14 protein-coding genes and 1 tRNA gene are annotated in these 14251 nt (G+C 69.3%); 10 read left to right on the forward strand and 5 right to left on the reverse strand.

The window, feature by feature from the left end; genetic code table 11:
• The first annotated feature begins 1120 nt into the window (after positions 1–1120).
• The 10 genes from ACYVLT_RS06830 to ACYVLT_RS06875 all read left to right on the forward strand — a co-directional run bounded on the left by ACYVLT_RS06830 (position 1121) and on the right by ACYVLT_RS06875 (position 9600).
• Positions 1121–2512, forward strand: coding sequence for a tetratricopeptide repeat protein (locus ACYVLT_RS06830; protein WP_461119259.1), 1392 nt, complete (start codon positions 1121–1123; stop codon positions 2510–2512).
• Positions 2513–2715: 203 nt separating this feature from the next.
• Positions 2716–3294, forward strand: a complete 579-nt coding sequence (locus tag ACYVLT_RS06835; RefSeq protein ID WP_461119260.1) for a helix-turn-helix domain-containing protein — start codon at positions 2716–2718, stop codon at positions 3292–3294.
• An 82-nt stretch (positions 3295–3376) separates the two neighbouring features.
• The gene (locus tag ACYVLT_RS06840) at positions 3377–3649 is read left to right on the forward strand and encodes a hypothetical protein (RefSeq protein WP_461119261.1); all 273 of its coding nucleotides are present in this window, start codon (positions 3377–3379) and stop codon (positions 3647–3649) included.
• Positions 3646–3990 (forward strand): hypothetical protein, encoded by a 345-nt coding sequence (locus ACYVLT_RS06845; protein WP_461119262.1) that lies wholly within the window; start codon positions 3646–3648, stop codon positions 3988–3990. The genes ACYVLT_RS06840 and ACYVLT_RS06845 overlap by 4 nt, the downstream gene beginning before the upstream one ends.
• Before the next feature lie 193 nt (positions 3991–4183).
• Positions 4184–4330, forward strand: coding sequence for a hypothetical protein (locus ACYVLT_RS06850; protein WP_461119263.1), 147 nt, complete (start codon positions 4184–4186; stop codon positions 4328–4330).
• 248 nt (positions 4331–4578) lie between these two features.
• Positions 4579–5418, forward strand: a complete 840-nt coding sequence (locus ACYVLT_RS06855; protein WP_461119561.1) for a helix-turn-helix domain-containing protein — start codon at positions 4579–4581, stop codon at positions 5416–5418.
• Between the two features lie 89 nt (positions 5419–5507).
• Complete coding sequence (locus ACYVLT_RS06860) at positions 5508–6500, forward strand: DUF5753 domain-containing protein (RefSeq protein ID WP_461119264.1); 993 nt, start codon at positions 5508–5510, stop codon at positions 6498–6500.
• A complete protein-coding gene (locus ACYVLT_RS06865) occupies positions 6497–7306 on the forward strand; it encodes a tetratricopeptide repeat protein (protein WP_461119265.1) in 810 nt (269 codons plus the stop codon). The genes ACYVLT_RS06860 and ACYVLT_RS06865 overlap by 4 nt, the downstream gene beginning before the upstream one ends.
• An 802-nt stretch (positions 7307–8108) precedes the next feature.
• Positions 8109–8597 (forward strand): helix-turn-helix domain-containing protein, encoded by a 489-nt coding sequence (locus ACYVLT_RS06870; RefSeq protein ID WP_461119562.1) that lies wholly within the window; start codon positions 8109–8111, stop codon positions 8595–8597.
• A 235-nt stretch (positions 8598–8832) separates the two neighbouring features.
• A complete protein-coding gene (locus ACYVLT_RS06875) occupies positions 8833–9600 on the forward strand; it encodes a DUF5677 domain-containing protein (protein ID WP_461119266.1) in 768 nt (255 codons plus the stop codon).
• A 115-nt stretch (positions 9601–9715) separates the two neighbouring features.
• Here ACYVLT_RS06875 and ACYVLT_RS06880 read toward each other — a convergent pair whose 3' ends face one another.
• The 5 genes from ACYVLT_RS06880 to ACYVLT_RS06900 all read right to left on the reverse strand — a co-directional run bounded on the left by ACYVLT_RS06880 (position 9716) and on the right by ACYVLT_RS06900 (position 14225).
• Positions 9716–10789, reverse strand: coding sequence for a tyrosine-type recombinase/integrase (locus ACYVLT_RS06880; protein WP_461119267.1), 1074 nt, complete (start codon positions 10787–10789; stop codon positions 9716–9718).
• On the reverse strand, positions 10786–11427 hold the full coding sequence (locus ACYVLT_RS06885; protein WP_461119268.1) for a hypothetical protein: 642 nt from the start codon (positions 11425–11427) through the stop codon (positions 10786–10788). Before ACYVLT_RS06885 ends, ACYVLT_RS06880 begins: the two co-directional genes overlap by 4 nt.
• Before the next feature lie 116 nt (positions 11428–11543).
• Positions 11544–11626: transfer RNA gene (locus tag ACYVLT_RS06890), tRNA-Leu, on the reverse strand.
• Positions 11627–12185: 559 nt separating this feature from the next.
• The gene (locus tag ACYVLT_RS06895) at positions 12186–12941 is read right to left on the reverse strand and encodes an NPP1 family protein (protein WP_461119269.1); all 756 of its coding nucleotides are present in this window, start codon (positions 12939–12941) and stop codon (positions 12186–12188) included.
• A 54-nt stretch (positions 12942–12995) separates the two neighbouring features.
• Positions 12996–14225, reverse strand: coding sequence for a PQQ-binding-like beta-propeller repeat protein (locus tag ACYVLT_RS06900; protein WP_461119270.1), 1230 nt, complete (start codon positions 14223–14225; stop codon positions 12996–12998).
• Positions 14226–14251 lie beyond the last annotated feature (26 nt).

Here is a 14251-nt window from a genome sequence, read left to right on the forward strand (position 1 = left end):
TGGCCCTCGTGTCGTACCAGTTCGAGACCGACTCGGGACTGGGCCCGATCCGGATGCGACATCTGCTGCCGGAAGGCGCCGTGACGCGTCGACTGTCGAAGTTCGAGGAGGAACCGTTCTGACCCGAGGCCCACCGCGGCGGCCGGGGCAGACCGGTGACGAGCGGGAGCCAGTCGGCCGGTACGTGTCCGACCCGGTCGACCTGTGCCACGACGGCTTGACGTCGGGACGGTCGGCGTGCTCTTGCCGTGGTCCGAGGCCGTAGGTCGCGTGTCGCAGTGGTCCCTCGGATGTGGAGGTAGTTCGGGTGTGGAGGTAGTTTCTGAAGATCGTTCACGACAGCCAACCCCGGTCTGGGCTGCCGTGGTCGCCAGCCGTACGGCCCAGGCCTGACCTGGCCGACCTTTCCTCCGCTCGCGCCCCGCTCGATTCACGGTGACGATGACACCACCGGGCGATTGACAATGGACCGGGGTTACCGATGAGCAAATGGGGCGTACCTGCGGAGGTGATGTCGTAGCGTGCCCTCTGCGGCATGATCGGATGTTCGGCTTGTCTCGAATCGGTGTCCGCATTTGTGCATTGTGGCGGGCGGTGGGTGGGCTGTGGTGGCGGCAGTGGGCCGGGGAACGGGCCTGCCGTTGAGGTTCGGGGGTGGGGGTTGGTCGGTTCTGACGCTGATGGTGTGCCAGGTTCGGTGACGCAGGCCGGGACGGTCTCGGGTGGGTCGAGCCTGTATCAGGCGGGGCGGGATATGACGGTGCAGGGCCCGCGGGTGGAGTCGTTGTCGTCGGTACCGGGTGTGGGTCGTGTTCCGGTGGGTTCGGGTGTGTTCGTGGATCGTTCGGGTGAGTTGGCGAGGTTGGAGGGCCGCGCTGGCGGGGTCGAGTGGCCGGGCGGTGGTGATGGCGGCGGTGCACGGCCTGGGTGGGGGTGGGTAAGTCCACGTTGGCCGCCAGATTCGCGGAGTTGCACGCCGATCGGTTCTCGCCCGTGTGGCGGAGAACTCGGCTGAAGTGGCGTCGAGGAGGTCAGCATGGTCGTCCGAACTCTGCAACGTCGCAAGTGTCGCGTGCGATCAAGCTTGTGGTGAAGTAGCGGAGGACGGAGAATACGGACCGTGGCGCTGAGCGATGACCTGGCGAGTGCGAGTGAAGACCGGAACGTCATTTTCGTGGCGATGCCGGGCGTGATCCGTGGCGAGAACGCCAAGTGGCGGGACGTAGCGCAGATCAAAAGACACCTGTATGAGCGAATCGCTCGTGACGTCAGCAGCGCGATGGGTGTCGACTACAGGGTGCGGGTGGAGGTGGATGAATACCGCCCAGGCAACATTCACCAGTCGATGTTCGGCGCGGCGCTGCACGCGCCCGTGTATATCGCCGACCTGACCGGCCTCAACGCCAACGTCTACCTGGAACTCGGCGTCAGGTGGGCGGTCCGCGACAACGTCACGGTGGTCACCTGCCAGAGTCTGAAGGACGACTTGGCATTCAACGTGCAGCCGAGCAAAGCGGTGGAATACGGTGGGGACCCCGATCTGCTGGAGGCGGCCAGCCAGCGAATCGTGAAGATGGTCGTCGACGGGCTACGCAACCCCGCGTACGTCGACAGCCTGGTTCGCCAGAGTCTGGACCTCGTCACCGAGCATGCTGGCACGGTCGCTCGGCTCCGCGCGGAGAACACCAGACTTATCGAGCAGCGCGGCGATGATCTGGTGGCCGCCGCCCGGCTTGCCGATCACGACAGGCGCGTCGCCCTGCTGCTGCAGGTACTGGAGTTCAACCCGGCGAATGTCGACGCCCATCTCGAGCTGGGCGAGACGGCGCTCGCGTCCGGGGACTATCCCACGGCCATCACTCACCTGGTCGAAGCGACGGCCTTGACCCCCTCGTCCGGCCGAGCTTGGCGTGGGCTTGGCACGGCCTACAGCAGGAACGAACAGCTCGACGCGGCTGCCGTGGCCGTTGAGCGCGCCATTGCGCTCGACCCACAGGACACCGAGGCGCTTTCGGTGCTGGGCGGCATCTTCCGTCGCCAGGCTCGGACGCTACGCGCTACCACCGGGCAATACGACCAGGCGAAGTTGCAACAGGCGCGGGACGCCTACGCGAAGGCAGGCGCGATCGACGACGACGACACCTACCCGCTGATGAACGTCGTTCGGCTGGACCTCGTGCTCGCAGGTGACGACGATGTAAAGGTCCGAGCTGCCGTGGACAACGCCGAAACACTGGAACCCCTAGCCAGATACAAGGCAAGGACGAAGGGCGACGATGATCCGTGGAAGTGGTTCGACCTCGCGGATGCACGCGCCTTCACCGGTGACGTGGACGGAGCCGTCGAAGCCGCAAACCACGGCCTACAACGGCTGAAGGCGCCGTACCGCGGTGAGTCGGGCGCCAAAGCAGCAGAACCGCTCCATGACATCCTCGACCGGACGGCTCTACCGCCGGTAGCCGAGACAGCGGTGAAGGCACTAGTCGAGGTCTACAACTCGAAGACGGTCTGACGCTCCCGGCTGATCCGTAGTTGTCGACTCCGGCCTCACAACTGTCATCCCCTGCGGCCACCACGCGGCGATCGGCACCCTCAGGCCCTTACCGCCCGCTCGTTGGCATGACCGTGTGGTGGGTTCAGCTTGCTAAGGCCATGTAGCGGCGAGGATGTAGCTGGGGTGGCGGTCGAGGTTTTTTGCGGGCGCGGTTGTCGCCCATGTCGACGACAGTCACATCGGCCGCCGCCCTGCGGGAGGTCCGTTCGTGGCGGCGTCTCTCGCTGACCGCTGTCGCCGGGCTGGCCGGGATCACCCCGGCCTATCTCAGCATGATCGAGCGGGGTTTGCGGCCGGTGACGAAACGGTCGGTGCTGGAAGCGCTCGCGAACGCCCTCCAGGTCGCCCCGACCGAGTTGACCGGTTCGCCGTTCGCGCCGACCGATGCGCGCGGGGCGGAGGCGCACGCCGCGATCCGCGAGGTGGAGACCGTGCTGTCGGCCGTCGATCTCGGCGTGGATCCGGGCGTGCGGCCCGCATCGTGGCCGGAGCTGCGCGATCGGGTGATCCACCTGAACACGGTGCTGCGGCCGGGAGCGCGCCACCGTCGACAAGGGCGTCCAGGCGTTGGTCACGGCGGAGTCCATCGCGCCGCAGCGGGTGCGCAACGACGTGTTCGTGCGCGAGGCCGTCGCCGACCTGCTGCGGCGTGCCTAGCGCGACGCGGCCGGCCGGGAGCTGTGCGGCCTCGCGTGGCGCATGGGTGTGGCCCCGACCGGGTGAACCCCGCGCTCGGTTAACAAGCGGTTAATCCCCGCCTGTTGATCACTCCTACCGTTCCGGACCACCAGTACTGGTCGGAGGAACGGTAGGGAGTCGGTCATGGTGTGGGTGCTCGTCGTGGTGGGATCCGTAGCGTTCGGGGTCGTGTGGTGGCTCGCCCTCCACGTCTATCGCGAGGTGCTGCGCCGCCGCCGGGTCGCCCGCGTGCGCGTCGTCCTCGAACCCCGCGCGACGGTCACCGGGCTGTGGAAGCGCTGCGGCGCGGACGAGCTGCCGTGCCCTCCGTCCTCGACTCCGGTCGAGGCGGCCGTTGACCGCGCCCTGACCGTCACTGTCGGCCCACATGCCGGCGTTACGGGGGCGGCGCGGTGAAGCTGATAGTCCCCGGTGCCGCCGAGGCGGCGATCGTCGTGCTGTACCCGCCCCTTCGGTATCTGTTCGATCTGGTGGACGGCGGGTGGCGGTTCCTGCCGGTCGAGTCGGGCCGGGAGCAGATCGACGGGTTTCGCCTGTGGCCGGGTGGGTGGCGCGACGGCGTCCGGTTCCGTGACGTGGGCGACGCGTTGGGGTTGCGCATGGACCGCGACGCCCGTATCACGTGGGAGTGCACGGGTTCGCTCGCCGAGGTTGTGCAGGAGCTGTTGTTGCTTCCGCATCCTGGGTCTCGGCTCGCGCCGAGACTGGCCAAAGGCCACGGTCCGGGACAGCGGTGACGGCCGAGGTGGTGGCGGGGCCGTCCGTCCGTGCGGTGGGGGTGTCCCGCCGTCTCGTGCACCTGGTCGGCGCCAACGCCCGGACCGCAAGACGCCTCCCGGTGGTTGCCGAGGTTGCGGTCCCGGAGCAGCGCGCGTGGACCTTCCCCGCATCGACCTCCCGTGGCCCGCGTGATCGCGCCTCGTCGAGGCCATGGCTCTGTACGAGTCGGTCGGCTCGCCGCACGCCGACCGGATCCGCGAACACCTGGCCGTCACCGCCACCGCCACCGCCACCAACGGCACAGCGGTGCCCGCAGGCCGCCCGGTAGCAGGGGAGCAGGACGCGGAGCGGCGATGAGCATCACGATCAACTGCACGAGCGGACAGGCGACCGGTGGCGTGGTGCGGGCCGGGTCACGCGACGGTCCACCTACCTGCACTCCCTTCACCGCCGCGAGCCGCGGCCCCGCACGGCGGGTGCGCGGCAGGTTTACCGGGTCGTCGACCGCGGCCTGGACGTGAGGTTCGAGTATCGGGAAGGTTTGCACGTTGGAGTCGCACGTCGCCCTGGGCCACCGTTCGGCCGGAACCACCAAGGGCAGGGAGTTGGGGGAGGAGTTGCGTCGCCTCCGTCTGCGGCACGGGGTGACACTCGTGGACGCGGTGGGGCACGTCGGGTGGACGGTGGGAAGACTGTCCAAATTGGAGGGCGGTACGCGCGGTACGGGTGGGTGGGAGTTGGCCGCCTACGCCGGTGCCCTGGGTGCCGACGACGCCACCCTCGACCGTGTTCAACGGTTGCTCGAGGAGCCCGCGACCGGCGGCTACGTCCGTGCGCATCCGGGGTGGGTGCCCGACGACCTGGCCATGCTGGCCAGGCACGAGCACATCGCCGCGACCGTCACCTGCTACGACCCGCTGGTGGTGCCCGCGTTGTTGCAGACCGAGGACTACGCCCGTATCGCCCTGGCCCACACCCGCGACGTCGACCTCGCGGTGCGGACGCGTGTCCTGCGGCAACGCCGCTTCCACGAACGCGGGCCGTGGTGCGGCGGCACGTTCTTCGTCCACGAGTGTGCGCTGCCCGCGCCCGCGGACGAGGTCGGGCACGAGCAGTTGATGGCCTTGGCGATCACGGCAACGACCGGCGAACCCGGGAGTGTGGTCCGGCTCGTTCCCCACGGCGTGGACGACGCCGTGCGGCGCCCGGCGATGCGGCTGCCCTTCACCGTCATGACCTTCACCGACCCGATCCGGCCCCTGGCCTACACCGAGGCCGTCGAGGCCACCGTGTTCACCGAGATCGACCACGGCACCCACCACGCCATGCTGGCGGACCTGGACCGTGTCGCCCTCACCCCGCACGAGAGCGCCGCCGAGCTGTTCCGGCGAGCCGACCCGGTCACCGGCCGACCCCGACAGGGTGACTGGGACCGGACCGGGTGAACACCGGCCACCACACACCGCGACACACGCAGCCGTACCCGCCGGTGGCACGACGGCCCTCCGGCACACGTCGAGCAACGCGGGCCGACATGCGGCCCTCCCCGGACCACAGCCCCCGACATCCACCACGTCCGACAGCCGGGCACGCCCGCACCTGCGGATCGCACAGAGAGGCCACCACGGTGGAACCAGAGACCACCCCGAACCCACGCTCGGCGGGAACCGCCCAGACCCGGGAACTGGGGGAGGAGCTGCGCCGGCTACGCCACCGGCGCCGACTCAGCCTCGACCAGGCGACCCTGCCACTGCAGTGGTCACCGGCCATGCTGGCCAAAATCGAGAACGGCGCACGCACCACCAGCCCATGGAACGTCGCCACCCTGCTCGGTGCCCTCGGCGTCGACCTCGACACCCGCAACCGGATCGAACGGTTGGTGCGGGAACCCGCCACCGGCAGCCACGCCCGACCGCACCCCGGGCGCGCGCCCGACGACCTGCCCATGCTGACCGTGCACGAGACGATGGCGGTCACGGTCACCTCCTACGACCCGCTGGTGGTGCCCGCCTTGCTGCAGACCGAGGACTACGCCCGCGCCGCCCTGGCCCACACCCACGACGTCGACGCCGCCGTACGCACACGTGTAGCGCGGCAACACCGACTCGGCGACCACCACCGAGCACCGTGCCGAGGAACCTTCTACGTCCACGAACGCGCGCTGGCCGGTGCCGCGGGCGACCGGGTCCTGCGTGAACAGTGCCTGCGGCTGGCCACGGTCAACACCACCACCGCGCCCGGCCTCCGCGTCCGGCTCGTCCCCGACAGGGTCGGCGACGCCCTGCGCCACCCGGCGCTAGGCCAACCCTTCACCCTGCTCACCTTCCCCGACCCGATCCGGCCCCTGGCCTACACCGAAATCGTCGACGCCACCGCCTTCACCGACGACGCCCCCGCCCTCTACCAGGCCATGCTCGCCGACCTGGACCGCATCGCACTCACCGTGCACCACACCACCGCCGCCCTCCGACGACGGGCAACCCCCGCCCGCCGCGACGAAACCCGGTCGGTGCGGAGCGCCCGGTGAGCCAAGACCTGCGGCATACGGTCACGCGGTTACGTCAGGACCTCGCGGACGCCGGCCGCGTTCCCGGCCGGGTGTGGTTCGACGCCCACCGCGACGACATCCTGACGACGTTGCGCGGCGCGTCGGACGAGCCGGAGACGGCGGCCGCGCTGTTCGCCGACGTGTGGCCGGTGATCCCCGCCGACGTCGACGAGGCGTGGTCACAGGAGCTGCTCGACCTCGGGGCCGACCTCGCCGTCGCGCTGCCGACCTCCCTGCTGCTGGCCACCGCCTTCCGCCGCGCCGCGACGTCCCTGCGTGAGCAGGGGGCACTGCGGGCGGCGGCGGTCGCGGGCATGCGCGAGCTGGCGATCCACCGGCTGCGCGACGACGACCCGGACACCACCACCGCCGCGCTGCACGACCTGGCCTCGACCTACCGCGCCCAGGGCCGGCTGCACAAAGTGGTCGGCTGCGCCGACGAAGTACTCGAAGTGCACCTACAGGGCAACGATCCGCAACGCGTGGCCCGGGCGCTGGTACACCTCGGCTCGCTGATGATCGAGGCCGGCCGGTTCGACTCCGCCGCCAACTACCTCACCCGCGCCGACACACTGCTCGAGAAACTGCCCCACACCACCAAACCGGCCAAGGCCGAGCGGGCGGGGTGCCTGACCCTGCTGGGCCGGGCACTGTGGCTGTCCGGCCAACGAGCCGCGGCACACCGGCGGTTCAACCGCGCACTTGCGCTGCTCATCGGCACCGACGACCACGCCGCCCAACAGGTACGCGACCTCCGCACCCAACTGGAGACCACGCAGGCCTGAAGTGATGGTGCATGAACTTTCGCGTAGCCCGAATGCGACTCGCTCGAACATCGATCCATGACGTCAGCGGATCTCATCTATCGATGATGCCTGGTCGTGACCGTAGGCGGCTCCCATCGGCTCTCGGTCCGATGGGCCGCTGCCGCGCGAGCATGGTCGCCGATCGAGGCAGCGCTCCGAACGCCGGGATGGCCATCCGCGTGTGGTGCCCGGCCGCGCGGGGATGTCGAGCCGCGCCCGGCTACCCCAGACGCGGTGGTGTACGGCACCACTCCGCGGGTGGTCGTCATCGGTCCAAGGTGCCAGCCCGGCCTACGGGATAGGACGGGATAGGACGTAACGGGCGGCACAGCTGTGTCGGGGGTGCGGTGTCACGGCTGTGCCGCCCCACCCCCGACACAGCCGCGCCACCGGTGACAACCTGCCGGGGGTGGCAACCTGCCGGGGCTGTGGATAACCGATGAGCAAGACCGGGCGTCGCGATCCGTCCCGATGCTGCGGCACCTCGGTCATGGTTCCTCCTATTGAAATAGCAATACGTTTGTCGGGTCGTCACGAATTCCGTTCCTTGAAACCTTTGACTTCCCGCTGCGGTCGATGTGACGATGCACGAGCGAAGCGAACCAGGGGCAGCGGATCGGATGATCAATCAAGGCGACTGCATTCCGCGGCGAAGACGACAGCATGGCCTCCCATGCGCACGAGAATGGAGTCGATGACGATGACGGAGTGCGCGCTGCAGAACGATGGTGGATCCGCTGGCGGCACGCCGTCCCGGTGAGGTCGGATGAGCATCCGCGTGATGACCTGGGTGTGGGAGCACGCCGAGGTCGCGGGCACGGACCTACTGCTGTTGTTGGCCATCGCCGATGCCGCCGACGATCAGGGACGCAACGCCTGGCCATCGGTGGCGGATCTGGCCCGCAAAACCAGGCTGGACGAGCGCACGGTGCAACGTCGACTCAAACGATTGCACGGCCGGGGCGACATCGCTATCGAGCCCGGCGGCGGACGGCGCCGCAATAGATACGCCATCCTCCGGTTTCCGAACACCGGGCAGCAGCGATCAGCACCCCGCAGCACGCCTCCACCACCGGCTACCCGCAGGACAACGACACCCCGACCACTTCAAACGGGGCGACGACACTCTCGGCAACCCTCAGAAGTCGACTGGCCCCAATGGTGCGGCCGCTGTGACGGTCCAGCCCCACACGAGCGCTACGTCGACGACGGCGCCGGTGTGCTCATGCCCTGCCCTCGCTGCCGCCCCATACTCGGCCCGAACACCTAGCAGTGATCATCTATCGGGCCAATGCCTTGACGGTGGCTAACACAAATCTCCACCGGCACTGCCTGTCCAGATTGGCCACGAACACCCCTGGCGTTGTCGCCCGCATCCACCCAGCCCTCTCGTCTCGTCGAGCCGGCCCGAGGCGTCTTCGAGTGAAGGGAGGGTACGGCGGGACGCGCCGACACTCTGTGCATTCCGCCGGCGACTCTGGCCCGCTGCCGCCTACGGTGCTGCGATGAAGGAGTTCACGGCCATGACGCACGAGGAGACACACGACCTCCTGGCCGCCCGGATCAGCGCCTGGCAGGACAGGTCGGACCAGGCTCGCAAGGCCCCCGGAGTCAGCATGGCGCAGTTCGTTACGGTGTTGGCCCTCGCGGCGCACACACACCGGGTCGCCCGCGGCGTCCTCGTCCTGTACGGCGAAGACCTCCGCCTCGAAGCCGTGCCGCTGGTGAGGTCGGCCTACGAACACTCGCTCACGGCGATGTGGCTCGCCCAGTACGACGAGGCGGTGATCGGGTTCGTCAACCGGTATGACCAGCAGCGCAGGCTGGCCGTGGACACCATCGCGAAAGCGGGCTGGTCCGGCGCGAAGGAACTCGCCGACAGGCTGGAGCAGGAGGAGCGGCGGTCATCACGGGCGGACGGTCCGGCCGGCAACTTCGGGCAGTTGTGCAACGAGCTGGAGCCGGGCGGCGACGAAGCCTATGCGATCTACCGCATCCTCTCGTCGTTGTCCCACGCAGGCGCGCTGCTCGCCGACCACTACATGGCGGCCGATCCGCTGGAAGTCAGCCTTGAGCCGCGGCGCGTGGGCGAGGCCACCCACTGGCTCTACCTCACCGCCGTCAGCGTCGTGAAAGCCGCTTGGGCGGTCGACATGCTCGAATTCGACCACCCCCGCCGCGGCGCCCTCCAGGCCGCCGGGGACCGCTTGGGTGTCCAGCCCGAATCCCGCCTCAGCCAGAAGCACCACGCCCGCGTCCAACGCGGCAAGTAGCCCCTTGGCGGAGACGTACGAGACCGCCCGGCGATGTGCCGGGGCGGGTGTGACGACGAACAGTCGGACAGCATGGTCTGGGGCGGCGAAACCGCCGCCCCAGACCACACGAGGGCTATCGGTTGTCGTTGTCGACCAAGCCGGTCGGTCTGTTGAGGGCCAGTGGATGTGGCTCGCCGGTCAGCGCGGCCAGCGCGGTGGCGATCTCCTCCAGGTCGGCTTTCGTGTAGACCGCGATCGCGCCGGGCTTGGCGTCGCCGCCGGGCCGGTGACCGGCATAGGCGCGGGCCATCGCCTCGCCGAAGTTGCGTTCCACCCACTTCAGCGTGGTGTGCCGCAACCAGTGTGTGGAGATGTTCTCGGTCCGTACCGGCTCGACGTGGTCGCGCAGCCGGTCCCACAGTCCGTCGTAGCGCCGGTAGGTCAACGGTCTGCCGTTGTGGTAGCGCAGCACCTTGCTGGTCGGCTCGCGCGCCCCGCGATGGTGGGCGTGGTCCACCAGGTGCGTCATCAGCGTCGGCGACACCGGCTGCCAGCGGCTCTCCTCTCCCTTCTCGTGCAACAGCACCAGACACTGCCCCTGGTCCAGGCCGTCGAGCTCCAGCGCCAGCGCACCGCCGCGGCGGGCGGCGGTCTCGATGTGGAACCGGATCAACAGCGCGTCCAGCGCCGGGTCGTCACCCGTCGTGGAGGCCGCCTCGGTGACCGCCTCCAGCACCGTGTTGTTCAGCCCCCGCCGGGTCGGTATCGCCCGCTTGGGCTTCTTCACCTTCCGCGTCGGATCCTGCCTGGCCGAGATCAACTCGTCGTCGACGGCGAACCTGTACAGGCACCGGGTGGCGCTGAACATGTGCTCGGCCGCGCTGTGCCCACCCCGCCAGTTACGCCGCCGCACCGCGGTCTGCCGGATGTGGCCGAACAACCACGTCAGGTCCGAGGCGGGCAGCTCGTGGAGTCTGCGCTCGGGCCACAGCGCCACCAACCTGTTCCAGTAGGTGCTGTACAGCTTGCGCGTGCCCTCGCCGACCAACCCCGACACCACCGGCACCCACTCGGCGATCGTGGGCACCTCCCGCGGCGGCGCGGCCGGCCGCGAGGCCACCAACGCCTCCGGCGACACCCCCATCAGCGCCAGCACCTGACGCGCCTTCTCCAGTTCCTCCGTATCCGGCTCGGCCCGGGTCGTCACGAAACACCGTCCGTCGCACCGTCGCCGGACTCCCCGTCGTGCTCCTGTGCCGGACCGGGGTCGGACGCGGCGCCCCCGGCGTCGAACGGCCGCGACGCCACCACCACCTGACGCGGATCGGGAAGGGCCTTGTCCAGCACCACCAGACTGTGGATCACCATCGCCGAGCGCTCCGGGACCGCGACCAGCAGGACCGGATCACCGGTCTCGAAGGACCACCACCGCCGCACGGTCGGAGGAATCTGGATCAATCCGCGCCTGCTCAGCGCGAACACACCCCGGGGATTGCGCTGGAGCACCAGCGAGGCCCTGTAGATACGGATGTCCAGGCGCTGCCGCGGTGCCCACCGCAGCAGCGCCAGCAACGGCTGGTTGGCCAACCGGCCGCGGTCGTCGAACCGCGCCAGGGCATAACGCGGACGATCCCGCACACTCAACGGCCCCAGCTCCCGAACCGAAGGCGCGGGCGTGCGCCGCCGGTCCAGAACCCGGCGCCGTGAAACCGGCGGGGAGGATTGCCCGCCCTCGGCCGATTCGGGCGTGCCGTTCGGCACGCCCGATACACCGCCTGGATTCCCGGAACGGTGTCGACGGGAAGGGGTGCCCGGTAGAAGACCGGTGATGATCTTGTCGGTCACGGCCGCCACCGCCTGAAGCGGTGAGAGGCCGTGCGGACCACTTGAACACCCGACCGACAGTTGCGATCGGGTACCTGAACTGGTGTTATTGGACGGGGATCCAACACACGATCTTGTGTCCGAGGGGGGACTTGAACCCCCACCCCCTTTCGGGGACTAGCACCTCAAGCTAGCGCGTCTGCCATTCCGCCACCCGGACTCCTCGGCTTGCGCCGTGGTGTGAGCATAGATTACATGATCGTCTTTCGTGGTCCAAATCGGGGTGGGTGGTTGGGTGGGCGTTGGCGTTTGCGCAGGTCAGAGGTGGGTGGTTATGGGGTGGGGTGGGCTGGTGGTGGGAGGGGTGTGGTGGGTGCGGGGGTAGCGGGTGTCGAGAGCTGCGGGTGAGGCGCTGGATGGGATCATGGAGCAGGTGGGGTCGGTGCGCGGGTTGATCGAGGTGCTGGCTCTTGCGTGTGGTCTTTGGCCTGGGTGCGGGCGGATTGAGGGCCGGGCGGCTAGGGCATTCTGCCGAATGTGTTTGGGAATTGTTGTGTGAAGTGCGCGAATGGTGATGCCTCAGTACATCACCATTGGTGCTCAGCTGAACCTTGGCAGTTGATGGCGCGCGCCCGCCGCACGATCTGGTCCCTGTGGGCACGGTCGTGCGGCGGGCGCGGCGGTGGGTTGATGGGAGCGCACGATGTCCTTGTCACCGCGAGGGCGGGACAACGGCTCGATATGAGTGAGGATCGGCTGCGGTCGGTTTGAGGACGGACTCAGGCGTGGGGGTTGAACGGCACGCCGGCGGGCTTGGCCTTGGTCAGTTCGCCGGCGAAGGTGGTGTCCTTGATCCCGAGGGAGGCGGGGCTGAAGTCGGCGGTGACAAGCTTGCGGCGGATCCCGGGAGGGAAGCCGTTCCAGCCCACCAGGGTGGGGTACTGCCAGGCGCCGTAGTGGTTCTCGGGGCGTTCGCCCGGCTTGGCGAATCGGAAGCTGTGGGTGGCGCCCTTGTGGTAGACGACTCGGGCGTGCGTTCCGGACCACTCGACGGCGGTGGCGGCGCGGGTTGTGTAGTCGCCGTGCGCGGAGACCGAGACGTAGCGGGCCTGGTCGTGCCAGACCCACACGACGACGTGCTCGAAGTCGTGCTTGTGCCCGCCGCCCAGGGGGCTCAGCTGGTCCTTCTCGAAGTACAGGGCGTACACGTAGGCGCACCACCCGTGGTCGCACTTCGAGCGGACGTAGGAGTTGGTGTTGTCGAGGTCGGAGCGGTCGCGGCAGTTGCCGTTGACCGCGCCGGAGGGGTTCAGGCCCGGGGCGACCGTGCCGTCCCGACCCACGGCCGGGGTCGGGTAGCAGCCGTCGCCGTCGTAGTCGAAGGCGGGCTGCCACTTCCTCGCTGCACTGCCCGCGTCGGCGGGGAGCGCACCCGGCGGTGCGGCTTGGGCAACTGCGGACAGGGTCGTCATGAGTGCCGCGGCGCCCAGGATGGAGGCAGCCGCGCGCCGTGTGCGGCCGGGGTGTCGGTTCATCAGTGTTCCTTTCGGGTCGATGAGAAAACCGGGAATCGCGGTGTGCGGAGGTCTTCAGGCGGTGGTGCGGCGTGCCAGCAGGCCGTCGGCCTGGTTCCGCTCGACGCCGTAACCGGGCACGACGGCGTCCGGTGTCCAGTCGAGGTCGGTGACGACGTCCCGGCCGGTGCGGGCGTCGAGGACGACCCCGCTGTTGGCCCGGGCGTAGACCAGGCCGTTGTGGACGGCCGTGACGTCGGGTGCGACGCGGCCCGCGACCTCGTCGGGCAGTGACCACAGTGGTTTGCCGGTGGTGTCCAGGGCGTGGACCCGTTGGTGGCTGAAGCACACCACCACGTCCGGCGTGGCGGCCGCGCACTCGTTGCGGTCGGGCAGGGTCGACCTGACCGCCCCGTCGGAGGTGCCGATCAACAGGGTTCGGGCGTCGAAGAAGGAAGTCGACCCGAACCGGACCACGTCGTCGGTGACCACGGCCGCCCCGACGTCGTCCACGCGCTCGTCACCGGTCCAGCGGACCTGTCCTGATCCCGCGTCGATCCCTTGCGCGACCGTCCCGCTGGACACCGTCTCGCGGATACCGACGACGGTTCCGCCCGCGAGTCCGATCGGCGTGAAGCCCGGTGGCGTGTCGACGACCTTGTTCGCCCGTGCGTCCACCACGGCACCGGTGACAATCCCGCCGGGATACGCGATCGAAAGCACCGCGTGGGCCTCGTTGGCGCCGACGACTCGGACGCTCGCGTCCTCGGGCGCGCCGCTTCCGGTGAACGGTTGCCGCGTCGACCACACCTGCCGACCGGTCGTCGCGTCGACCGCACCGGCGACCAGCTCGAACCGGTCCTGCTGCGTGCCGCTGCCCTCGGTGCGGTGGATGCCCGCCCACACCAGGCGGGCCGGGCCGCTGTCGGCGAGTCGGAAGAAGCCGTTGTCCACCCGCAGGCGCGTCCCGCTCGCGATGGGGGTCGACGCCTGCCAACGCTCCTGGCCGTCGCCGAGCGAGATGGCGTGGATGGTCAACGTCGGGTCACCGCGTCCGATCGAATCCTGCCCCTCGGCCATCGAGGTGTAGGCCAGGCCGTGACCGACGAGCGCGCTCTCGTCCGGTGTGACGCTGACCGGCTCGGCGGAGAACGCTTTCGGCGGGTCGAAGGTGGGTGCGGCGCTGGATGCCGGTGTGCTCGTGGCTGTGGCCGACGCGCGTGACGTGGTGGTGCCGGGCCGGTCGTCGCCACAGGCGGCCAAGAGCGCGAGCAACGACAGGAAGGCAGCGGTGCGGGCTGACATGAGGACTCCGTGTGCCGGTGGGGGAG

Source organism: Saccharothrix stipae (assembly GCF_054781895.1).

Bases quoted from the DNA above. Each gene is read 5' to 3' on its own strand.
- ACYVLT_RS06835 (WP_461119260.1), top strand. From the start codon at position 2,716: ATGTCGACGACAGTCACATCGGCCGCCGCCCTGCGGGAGGTCCGTTCG.
- ACYVLT_RS06840 (WP_461119261.1), top strand. From the start codon at position 3,377: ATGGTGTGGGTGCTCGTCGTGGTGGGATCCGTAGCGTTCGGGGTCGTG.
- ACYVLT_RS06850 (WP_461119263.1), top strand. From the start codon at position 4,184: ATGGCTCTGTACGAGTCGGTCGGCTCGCCGCACGCCGACCGGATCCGC.
- ACYVLT_RS06860 (WP_461119264.1), top strand. From the start codon at position 5,508: ATGCGGCCCTCCCCGGACCACAGCCCCCGACATCCACCACGTCCGACA.
- ACYVLT_RS06870 (WP_461119562.1), top strand. From the start codon at position 8,109: ATGACCTGGGTGTGGGAGCACGCCGAGGTCGCGGGCACGGACCTACTG.
- ACYVLT_RS06875 (WP_461119266.1), top strand. From the start codon at position 8,833: ATGAAGGAGTTCACGGCCATGACGCACGAGGAGACACACGACCTCCTG.
- ACYVLT_RS06895 (WP_461119269.1), bottom strand. From the start codon at position 12,941: ATGAACCGACACCCCGGCCGCACACGGCGCGCGGCTGCCTCCATCCTG.
- ACYVLT_RS06900 (WP_461119270.1), bottom strand. From the start codon at position 14,225: ATGTCAGCCCGCACCGCTGCCTTCCTGTCGTTGCTCGCGCTCTTGGCC.